The sequence below is a fragment of the Thiocapsa sp. genome, from assembly GCF_035467215.1.
Taxonomy (GTDB): domain Bacteria; phylum Pseudomonadota; class Gammaproteobacteria; order Chromatiales; family Chromatiaceae; genus Thiocapsa.
Window position 1 is genome coordinate 1 of sequence record NZ_DATITZ010000063.1, and the last position, 9,336, is coordinate 9,336.

Sequence of the window (9,336 nt, forward strand, 5' to 3'; positions counted from 1 at the left end):
GGTTGATGACCCGGCGGTAGAGGTCGTTGAGGTCGGACGTCGCGAACCGGCCGCCCTCGAGAGGCACGAGGGGGCGGAGGTCGGGGGGGATGACGGGGAGGACCGTCAGGATCATCCACTCGGGCCGATTGCCGGACTCCAGCAGGGACTCCATCAGCTTGAGCCGCTTGGACAGCTTCTTGATCTTGGTCTCGGAGTTGGTGGCCTCGATCTCCTCCCGCATCTGACGCATTTCCGCCGTCAGGTCGAGGGTGCGCAACAGCTCATAGACAGCCTCGGCGCCCATGCGGGCATCGAACTCGTCGCCATTCTCCTCCAGGGCCTCCAGATACTGCTCGTCTGTCAGGAGCTGGCGGCGCTCGAGTTGGGTCATGCCCGGATCGATGACGACAAAGGACTCGAAATAGAGGATGCGCTCGATGTCGCGCAGCGTCATATCGAGCAGCAGACCGATACGCGACGGCAGCGACTTCAGGAACCAGATGTGCGCGACCGGGCTCGCCAGATCGATGTGACCCATGCGCTCGCGCCGGACCTTGGCCAGCGTGACCTCCACACCGCACTTCTCGCACACGACACCGCGGTGCTTCAGGCGCTTGTACTTGCCGCAGATGCACTCGTAGTCCGTGATCGGGCCGAAGATCTTGGCGCAAAACAGCCCGTCGCGCTCCGGCTTGAAGGTCCGGTAGTTGATCGTCTCCGGCTTCTTGACCTCGCCGTAGGACCAGGAACGGATCATCTCGGGAGAGGCGAGTCCGATCTTGATCGCGTCGAATTCCAGTGCCTGACCCTGCTGCTTGATGATTTTAAGTAGATCTTTCAAGATCTTATCTCCTGCCTACAATGACGATGATCAGCAATCGGCCGACCGCCGAAGGTCCGTTCGAGAACGGAACACGGCGCTCGAGGCCAAGGGCCAAAAACTGAACCGCGCCCGCTACGACATGCAAGATCGTCGTCGTGACTCGGCATCGAGAGTCTTCACAAACGACGCAGTCGACGCGGTTCAGAACAATAAAACGAAGCTCCTGAACCGCGTCGCGCCGACGCGCGTTGATTGCGATTCGGCCACGCAAGGGCTCAATCCTCGCAAACCCCTCCGGACGCGGTTCAGTCCTGCTGGAGCTCGATGTTGATCGCCAACGACCGAATCTCCTTCACGAGTACGTTGAACGACTCGGGCATACCCGCTTCCATCCGATGGTCGCCGTCCACGATGTTCTTGTACATCTTGGTGCGGCCGTTCACGTCGTCGGACTTCACGGTGAGCATCTCCTGCAGGGTGTAGGCGGCACCGTAGGCCTCCAGCGCCCAGACCTCCATCTCCCCGAAACGCTGCCCGCCGAACTGCGCCTTGCCGCCCAACGGCTGCTGGGTCACCAGGCTGTACGGCCCGGTGGAACGCGCGTGCATCTTGTCGTCGACCAAGTGGTTCAGCTTGATGATGTACATGTAGCCGACCGTGACCGGGCGCTCGAAGGGATCGCCGGTGCGCCCGTCGTAGAGCTGGGTCTGGCCGCTCGGGATACCGATATCCGAGTTGTCCCGATCGGCGAGCTTGAGCATCGCCCGGATCTCCTCCTCGGTCGCGCCGTCGAACACCGGCGTCGCCAGGGGCACACCCCGCGTGAGGTGGCGGGCCAGCTCGATGATCTCATCGTCGGTGAAGCTCTCCAGATCCTCGTGCTTACCGCTGGTGTTGTAGACCTTCTCGAGGAAGGCACGCAGTTCCGCGACCGCCGTGTGCGCACGCAACATCTTCTCGATCTTCACGCCGAGCCCGTTGGCCGCCCAACCCAGATGGGTCTCGAGCACCTGCCCGACGTTCATGCGCGAGGGTACGCCGAGAGGATTCAGCACGATGTCCACGGGCTCGCCGTCCGCCGAGAACGGCATGTCCTCGATCGGCACGACCTTGGAGATGACGCCCTTGTTGCCGTGGCGTCCGGCCATCTTGTCGCCGGGCTGGACGCGGCGCTTGACGGCCACGTACACCTTCACCATCTTGAGCACGCCCGGGGCCAGATCGTCGCCGCTCGAGATCTTGCGTTTCTTGACCTCGTAGCGATCGCGGAATTCCTCACGCTGCTGTTTGATCTGCGTCGCGACGGCCTCGAGCTGGGTCGCGACGTCTTCGGCGCGCATCCGGATCTCGAGCCACTGATCGCGCGAGCCGTTGGCTGCAAGCTCCTGCAGATAGGCCTTGGTGATCTTCGCGCCCGGGGCAAGATTGCGCGGACCGCCGTCGGCGACCTTCCCCACCAGCAGTCGCTCCACGCGCTGGAAGGTGTCGTTCTCCATAATGCGTTGCTGGTCGGCGAAGTCCTTGCGCACGCGGTCGAGCTCCATCTCCTCGATCTGGAGCGCACGCTTGTCCTTGTCCACGCCGTCGCGGGTGAAGACCTGCACGTCGACCACCGTTCCGCTCATCCCCGAAGGCAGGCGCAGCGAGGTGTCCTTCACGTCGGACGCCTTCTCGCCGAAGATCGCGCGCAGCAGCTTCTCCTCGGGCGTCAGCTGGGTCTCGCCCTTGGGCGTGACCTTGCCGACCAGGATGTCGCCGTCGCGTACCTCCGCACCGACATAGACGACGCCCGACTCGTCGAGCTTGGCCAAGGCCGACTCGCCGACGTTGGGGATATCGCTCGTGATCTCTTCGGGCCCCAGCTTGGTGTCGCGCGCCAGGCAGGCGAGCTCCTCGATGTGGATGCTGGTGAAGCGATCTTCCTGCACCAGGCGCTCGGAGAGCAGGATCGAGTCCTCGAAGTTGTAGCCGTTCCAGGGCATGAAGGCGACCCGCAGGTTCTGCCCCAGGGCCAACTCGCCCATGTCCGTGGACGGACCGTCGGCCATGACGTCGTCCACCGCAACGACATCGCCCGGTTTGACCAGGGGACGCTGATTGATGCATGTATTCTGGTTGGAGCGCGTGTACTTGGTGAGGTTGTAGATGTCCACGCCGGGGATGCCGGGGACGGCCTCGTCGTCGTTGACCCGCACCACGATGCGCGCGGCGTCGACCGATTCGATGACACCGCCGCGACGCGCCACCACACAGACGCCCGAGTCCTTGGCCACCACGCGCTCCATGCCGGTGCCGATCAGCGGCTTCTCGGCCCGCAGGGTCGGCACCGCCTGGCGCTGCATGTTCGAACCCATGAGTGCCCGGTTGGCGTCGTCGTGCTCCAGGAAGGGGATCAGGGACGCCGCCACCGAGACGATCTGACGCGGCGAGACGTCCATGAACTGGACCTCCTCGGGCGCACGCATCGTGAACTCGTTGGCATGACGGCAAGACACCAAGGCGTCGGTCAGGCGACCCTCGTCGTCGAGCGTGGCGTTGGCCTGCGCGATCACGAAGTTGCCTTCCTCGATCGCCGACAGATACTGGATGTCCATGGTCACCAGGCCACCTTCCACCTTGCGGTAGGGGGTTTCCAGGAAGCCATAGGAGTTGGTCCGCGCATAGACGGCCAAGGAGTTGATCAGACCGATGTTCGGACCTTCAGGGGTCTCGATCGGACAGACGCGGCCGTAATGCGTCGGGTGCACGTCGCGCACCTCGAACCCGGCGCGCTCGCGGGCCAGGCCGCCCGGGCCGAGTGCCGACACGCGACGCTTGTGGGTGACCTCGGAGAGCGGGTTGTTCTGGTCCATGAACTGCGAGAGCTGACTGGAGCCGAAGAACTCCTTGATCGCGGCCGAGACCGGCTTGGCGTTGATCAGCTCTTGCGGCATGAGCCCCTCGGACTCGGCGAGCGACAGACGCTCCTTGACCGCACGCTCCACCCGCACCAGACCCACGCGGAATTGATTCTCCGCCATCTCGCCGACGCAACGGATACGGCGGTTGCCGAGGTGGTCGATGTCGTCCACGCTTCCGCGGCCGTTGCGCAGCTCCACCAAGACCTTGAGCGCCTCGATGATGTCGGAGGTGTCGCCCTGCTCCTGATAGAGCCGCTTGGAGAGCTCGTCATTACGATTGCTGAAGTAGCGCCCGTCGTAGATGACGCCCGGCCCTTCCTCGGAGGTACGCCCGAGTCGCCGGTTGAACTTCATTCGGCCCACGGCGGAGAGATCGTACCGATCCGGCGTAAAGAAGAGGTTGTGGAACAGGTTTTGAGCCGCCTCTTTGGTCGGCGGCTCGCCCGGACGCATCATGCGGTAGATCTCGACCTGCGCCTCGAGGTCGCTGGTGGTGGGATCGATCCGCAGGGTCTCGGAGATATAGGGGCCATGATCGAGGTCGTTGACGAAGAGCGTCTCGAGCGTCTCGATGCCTTTCTCGAAGAGGGTCTCGAGCAGCTCCGGAGTGATCTCGGCGTTCGCCTCGGCGATCACCTCGCCCGTCTCGGTATCGATCTGAGGATGGGCCAGGACGCGGCCGATCAGGAAATCGGACGGGACATCGAGGCGCTCGATGCCGGCCTTTTGAAGCTCGCGGATGTGTCTTGCCGTGACGCGACGCCCGGACTCCACGAGCAGTTCATCCCCGAGCATGACGTCGAATCCGACCGTCTCCCCGCGCAGGCGCTCCGGAACCAGGTCGAGCGTGACCGAGCGATCGCGGATCCGGAAGGTATCGGTCACGAAGAAGCGCTCGAGGATGTCCTCGACGCCGTAGCCCAGCGCGCGCAGTAGGATGGTCGCCGGCAGCTTGCGGCGACGGTCGATACGCACGAAGACGTTGTCCTTGGGATCGAACTCGAAATCGAGCCAGGATCCGCGGTACGGGATGACCCGCGCCGAGAAGAGCAGCTTGCCCGAGGAGTGGGTCTTGCCCTTGTCGTGATCGAAGAAGACACCGGGCGAGCGATGCAGCTGCGAGACGATGACGCGCTCGGTCCCGTTGATGATGAAGGTGCCGGTGCCGGTCATGAGCGGCAATTCGCCCATGTAGACCTCTTGCTCGCGCACGTCCTTGATGACCTTGGAGCCGGCCGGGGCATCACGGTCGTAGATCACCAGGCGCAGCAGCACGCGCAAGGGCGCGGCGAAGGTCGCACCGCGCAGATGACACTCGCGCTCGTCGAACACCGGATCGCCGAGCCGATATTTCACGTATTCGAGAACGGCGTTGCCCGAGTAGCTCTCGATCGGAAAGACGGTCTTGAAGGCCGCATGAAGACCCACGTCGCGCCGATCCCCGATCGGCCGGTCGGCCTGCAGGAACTCGTGATAGGAATCGATCTGCGTCGCCAACAGGAAAGGCACGTCCAGGATGCTCGGACGCTTGCCGAAGTCTTTACGAATGCGCTTTTTTTCGGTGAACGAATAGGCCATGATGCCTTTCCCTCGAAATACGTGCTTGTGTCCAGGACGGGGGTCGACGCCGCGGCGGATCGCGGGCGTCGGGGTCGGACCTCTGCGGTCAGGTCCTTGGCGACGACGTCGCCCCGTTTACGAAGCGTCCGGCATGCCGGTGTCGTCCAAACGGGTCGTCAAAACCCAACGGCGAAAGGCCGGCGGCTACTCGCCGCCAGCCCGAAGGTCCCACCGAAAGAAGCTTCGACGCAATGCGCCGTTACTTCACTTCGACCGTGGCACCAGCCTCTTCGAGGAGCTTCTTGGCCTCTTCGGCCTCGCCCTTGGAAACGGCTTCCTTCAGGGTCGTCGGTGCGCCTTCGACGGCGTCCTTCGCTTCCTTCAAGCCAAGGCCGGTCAAAGAACGCACGGCCTTGATGACCGCAACCTTGTTGGCACCGAACGACGCCAGGATGACGTCGAACTCGGTCTGCTCCTCGACCGGTGCGGCTTCAACGCCGGCACCGGCTGCCGGGGCGGCCACGGCGGCAGCCGCGGTCACGCCGAACTTCTCTTCCATCGCGCTGATGAGGTCGACGACCTCCAACACGGTCATGTTGCCGATTGCTTCAAGGATCTCGTCTTTGGAGACGGCCATGGTGAGCTCCTGAGATATCTCTAAAATGGAATTGCTGGTGAACGGAGCCGCCTAAGCGGCCTCTTTCGCATCGCGAATCGCGGCGATGGTGCGGACCAACTTGCCCGGCACCTCGTTGATCGTCGCTGCAAGCTTTTGCACGGGCGCCTTCATCACGGCCATGAGCAAGCTGATCGCCTGATCGCGGGTCGGCATCTTGGCGAGATTGCCGAGCTCCGAGGGATCAAGCAGCTTGCCTCCGAGGGCGACAAGACGCACTTCGACCTTGTTGTGGTCCTTTGCAAAGGCTTCCATGACACGCGCCGCCGAACCCGGGTCTTCTCGCGAGAAGGCGAGTACCAACGGGCCCGTAAGCCCCTCGCTCATGCACGCAAAGTCCGTATCCTGCAACGCACGTCTGGCCAAAGTGTTCTTGACGACGCGGACATAAACCCCGGCCTTGCGCGCCTCCACGCGAAGCCGTGTCATCTGTTCCACGGTCAAGCCCCGATACTCGGCCCCGACGGCCGAATGGGCACCTTTGGCGACTTCCGCGACCTCGGCGACGATGATTTCTTTTTGCGCAAAACTAAGCGCCATGTTCGTCACCTCTTGTCGGTAAACCCGGCCTGAGCCGGGGCCGTCGAGGACGCGCATCCAACGCGAGCTCTCGGGCGATCATGTGCACCGTCACCAGCAAAACGACTGATTCGGGAGCACCGTCTGCGCAGGCAGGCGAGCCATTAAGTCCACTGCACCGAGTCCTTATCGGGCCGGGGACACCTGCGGTCTTTGACGGTCCCCGGCTTTCGCCGGGTCCCCAAAGAAGACTGAACGTCGCAGGGCGAAAGCCCCGCGAGATCAAACTAGAAACTGAGTCCAGCGTGATCCACGGTCAGCCCCGGACCCATGGTCGTGGAGACCGTGACCTTGCGCATGTAAACGCCCTTGGAGCTGCTCGGCTTGGATCGCATCAGGTTCGCCAGCAGGGCTTCGAGATTCTCCCGCAACTTCACGGGCTCGAAGTCGGCCTTGCCGAGCGGACAATGGATGATGCCGGCCTTATCGGTGCGGTAGCGCACCTGTCCGGCCTTCGCGTTGCGAACCGCCTCGGCGACATCGGGCGTCACGGTGCCGACCTTGGGGTTCGGCATCAGCCCGCGCGGGCCGAGAATCTTGCCGAGCTGTCCGACCAGACGCATGGCATCCGGAGAGGCAATCACGACGTCGAAATCGAGCTTGCCGGCCTTGATGTCCTCTGCGAGATCATCGAAGCCCACGCGATCGGCGCCGGCCTCGGTCGCCGCATCCGCGGACGCGCCCTGGGCGAACACCGCCACCCGGACGGTCTTGCCGATACCATGCGGCAGTACGGTCGAGCCGCGCACCACCTGATCGGATTTGCGCGGGTCGACACCGAGGTTGACCGCGACATCGACACTTTCGGAAAACTTGATCTGCGACAGCTCTTTCAGAAGCGAAAACGCCTCTTCCGCCGGATAGAGTCTGCCGCGCTCCACGCGCTCTTGGATCGCGCGCATGCGCTTGGATAGACGAGCCATCAGTTCACCCCCTCGACATCGAGCCCCATCGCTCGGGCACTGCCCGCGATGGTGCGAACGGCCGCATCCATATCCGCAGCGGTCAGATCCGGCATCTTCGCGTTGGCGACCTGCTCGAGCTGCTCGCGCGTCACCACGCCGATCTTGTTGGTGTTCGGATTCGGGCTGCCCTTCTGGATTCCCATCACCTTTTTCAGGAGAATGGAAGCCGGCGGGGTCTTGGTGATGAAGGTGAAGCTGCGATCCGAGTAGACCGTAATCACGACCGGGATCGGCATCCCCTTCTCGAGCTCCTGCGTACGTGCATTGAACGTTTTGCAGAACTCCATGATATTGACGCCGTGCTGACCAAGCGCAGGACCGACCGGCGGGCTTGGAGTCGCCTCGCCTGCCTTGACCTGCAGCTTAATGTAGGCGTTGATCTTTTTCGCCATGGTTTTTCTCCGGTGGGGTGTTGACGCCGGAGATCGAGTCTCGGCTCCCCCGACAAACGTCCCTCATGGGGACTCGGTATCGACGCCGCACGAACGGCGACGGCAGTGAACGGGGCTTGGCGTCAAGACACCCGCGACAATCCGCTGACGGCGTATCAGGCCTTCTCGACCTGCGCGAACTCAAGATCGACAGGGGTCGAGCGTCCGAAGATCAAAACCGAAACCTTCACGCGGCTCTTGTCGTAATCGACATCCTCGACGACCCCGTTGAAGTCGGTGAAGGGGCCGTCGACAACGCGAACGACCTCGCCCGGCTCGTAGAGCACCTTGGGCCGCGGCTTTTCGCCACCTTCCTGCAGGCGCACGAGGATCGCGTCGGCCTGCGAGTCGGGAATGGGCGCAGGGCGATCTCCCGTGCCTCCGATGAAACCCATCACCTTCGGAACGCTCTTGACGAGGTGCCAAGTCTCGTCGGTCATCTCCATCTGGACCAGGACATAACCGGGGAAGAATTTTCGCTCGCTCTTGCGCTGCTGACCCGCACGCATCTCAACCACTTCTTCGGTCGGCACCAGGATCAGGCCGAACAACTCCTCGAGCCCGGCACGCTTGACACGGTCTTCGAGCGAACGCTTGACCTGCCCCTCGAAGCCCGAGTAGGCATGGATGACGTACCAACGCTTCGACATGCTCAGCCCCCCTGGCCGGTGAGGAATCTGAGAATCGCCATCAGCATCATGTCGAAAAGCCACAGAATGATGCCCACGACGAGCACCATCACGATGACGATCAGCGTGGTCTGAATCGTTTCCTGACGCGTCGGCCAGACGACCTTGCGGACCTCCATACGCGCGTCGGACACGAACTGCCACAACGCCCGTCCGCGCTCGGTCTGCAATGCGACAGCCGCCGCAGCGCCGCTGATCACCAGCAGCGCGATCACACGAAGCAGGACAGAGAAGCCCTCGAAGAAATAGAAGGCAAAGATGCCGCCGACCAACAACAATGCGGCGATTGACAGCTTGGCGGTATCCAAGCCGGCCCCTCGGGCCTCTGCACGTGAATTCATGAGATCGGGTGCCGCCTGGGCGATAAATTAAACGGAGCGATGGGTTGTATGGCAGGCCAGGAGGGACTCGAACCCCCAACCTGCGGTTTTGGAGACCGCTGCTCTGCCAATTGAGATACTGGCCTAAAACAATCAGGACCGATCACGGAAGCCGGCGGGCAGGCCCATCAGCACTGCCCGCCGAGCCGCGATGACCCGTACTACTCGATGATCTTCGCGACGACGCCGGCACCGACGGTGCGGCCGCCTTCGCGCACTGCAAAGCGCAACCCCTCTTCCATGGCGATCGGCGCAATCAGCTTGATCGTCATCTTCACGTTGTCCCCCGGCATCACCATCTCGATGCCCTCGGGCAGCTCGCAGGCACCCGTCACGTCGGTGGTGCGGAAG

General features: G+C 63.0%; 7 protein-coding genes, 1 tRNA gene and 2 pseudogenes. All 10 read right to left on the reverse strand.

What is annotated here, in order from left to right; genetic code table 11:
* A pseudogene (locus VLR48_RS03170) lies at positions 1 to 823 on the reverse strand (DNA-directed RNA polymerase subunit beta'); the annotation flags it as partial.
* A 287-nt stretch (positions 824 to 1,110) separates the two neighbouring features.
* Complete coding sequence (gene rpoB / locus VLR48_RS03175) at positions 1,111 to 5,283, reverse strand: DNA-directed RNA polymerase subunit beta (RefSeq protein WP_325290391.1); 4,173 nt, start codon at positions 5,281 to 5,283, stop codon at positions 1,111 to 1,113.
* 241 nt (positions 5,284 to 5,524) lie between these two features.
* The gene (gene rplL, locus VLR48_RS03180; RefSeq protein ID WP_093027468.1) at positions 5,525 to 5,902 is read right to left on the reverse strand and encodes a 50S ribosomal protein L7/L12; all 378 of its coding nucleotides are present in this window, start codon (positions 5,900 to 5,902) and stop codon (positions 5,525 to 5,527) included.
* A 51-nt stretch (positions 5,903 to 5,953) separates the two neighbouring features.
* Entirely contained in the window at positions 5,954 to 6,481 is a 528-nt protein-coding gene (rplJ, locus tag VLR48_RS03185) for a 50S ribosomal protein L10 (protein ID WP_325290392.1), read from the reverse strand.
* Positions 6,482 to 6,747: 266 nt separating this feature from the next.
* Positions 6,748 to 7,443 carry a 50S ribosomal protein L1 gene (rplA, locus tag VLR48_RS03190; RefSeq protein ID WP_093027464.1) on the reverse strand — a complete coding sequence of 232 codons (696 nt, stop codon included), beginning with the start codon at positions 7,441 to 7,443 and terminating at the stop codon, positions 6,748 to 6,750.
* A complete protein-coding gene (rplK, locus tag VLR48_RS03195; RefSeq protein ID WP_325290393.1) occupies positions 7,443 to 7,877 on the reverse strand; it encodes a 50S ribosomal protein L11 in 435 nt (144 codons plus the stop codon). The genes rplA and rplK overlap by 1 nt, the downstream gene beginning before the upstream one ends.
* A 155-nt stretch (positions 7,878 to 8,032) precedes the next feature.
* Positions 8,033 to 8,566: a transcription termination/antitermination protein NusG gene (nusG, locus tag VLR48_RS03200; protein ID WP_093190456.1), complete on the reverse strand. Its 534-nt coding sequence runs from the start codon at positions 8,564 to 8,566 to the stop codon at positions 8,033 to 8,035.
* A 2-nt stretch (positions 8,567 to 8,568) separates the two neighbouring features.
* A complete protein-coding gene (gene secE / locus VLR48_RS03205; protein WP_325290394.1) occupies positions 8,569 to 8,946 on the reverse strand; it encodes a preprotein translocase subunit SecE in 378 nt (125 codons plus the stop codon).
* Positions 8,947 to 8,995: 49 nt separating this feature from the next.
* Positions 8,996 to 9,071: transfer RNA gene (locus VLR48_RS03210), tRNA-Trp, on the reverse strand.
* Between the two features lie 75 nt (positions 9,072 to 9,146).
* Positions 9,147 to 9,336 (reverse strand): annotated as a pseudogene (gene tuf / locus VLR48_RS03215) (elongation factor Tu); the annotation flags it as partial.

Excerpts from the sequence above, each read along its gene's own strand:
- rpoB (WP_325290391.1), bottom strand. The coding sequence starts at position 5,283 with ATGGCCTATTCGTTCACCGAAAAAAAGCGCATTCGTAAAGACTTCGGC.
- rplL (WP_093027468.1), bottom strand. The coding sequence starts at position 5,902 with ATGGCCGTCTCCAAAGACGAGATCCTTGAAGCAATCGGCAACATGACC.
- rplJ (WP_325290392.1), bottom strand. The coding sequence starts at position 6,481 with ATGGCGCTTAGTTTTGCGCAAAAAGAAATCATCGTCGCCGAGGTCGCG.
- rplA (WP_093027464.1), bottom strand. The coding sequence starts at position 7,443 with ATGGCTCGTCTATCCAAGCGCATGCGCGCGATCCAAGAGCGCGTGGAG.
- rplK (WP_325290393.1), bottom strand. The coding sequence starts at position 7,877 with ATGGCGAAAAAGATCAACGCCTACATTAAGCTGCAGGTCAAGGCAGGC.
- nusG (WP_093190456.1), bottom strand. The coding sequence starts at position 8,566 with ATGTCGAAGCGTTGGTACGTCATCCATGCCTACTCGGGCTTCGAGGGG.
- secE (WP_325290394.1), bottom strand. The coding sequence starts at position 8,946 with ATGAATTCACGTGCAGAGGCCCGAGGGGCCGGCTTGGATACCGCCAAG.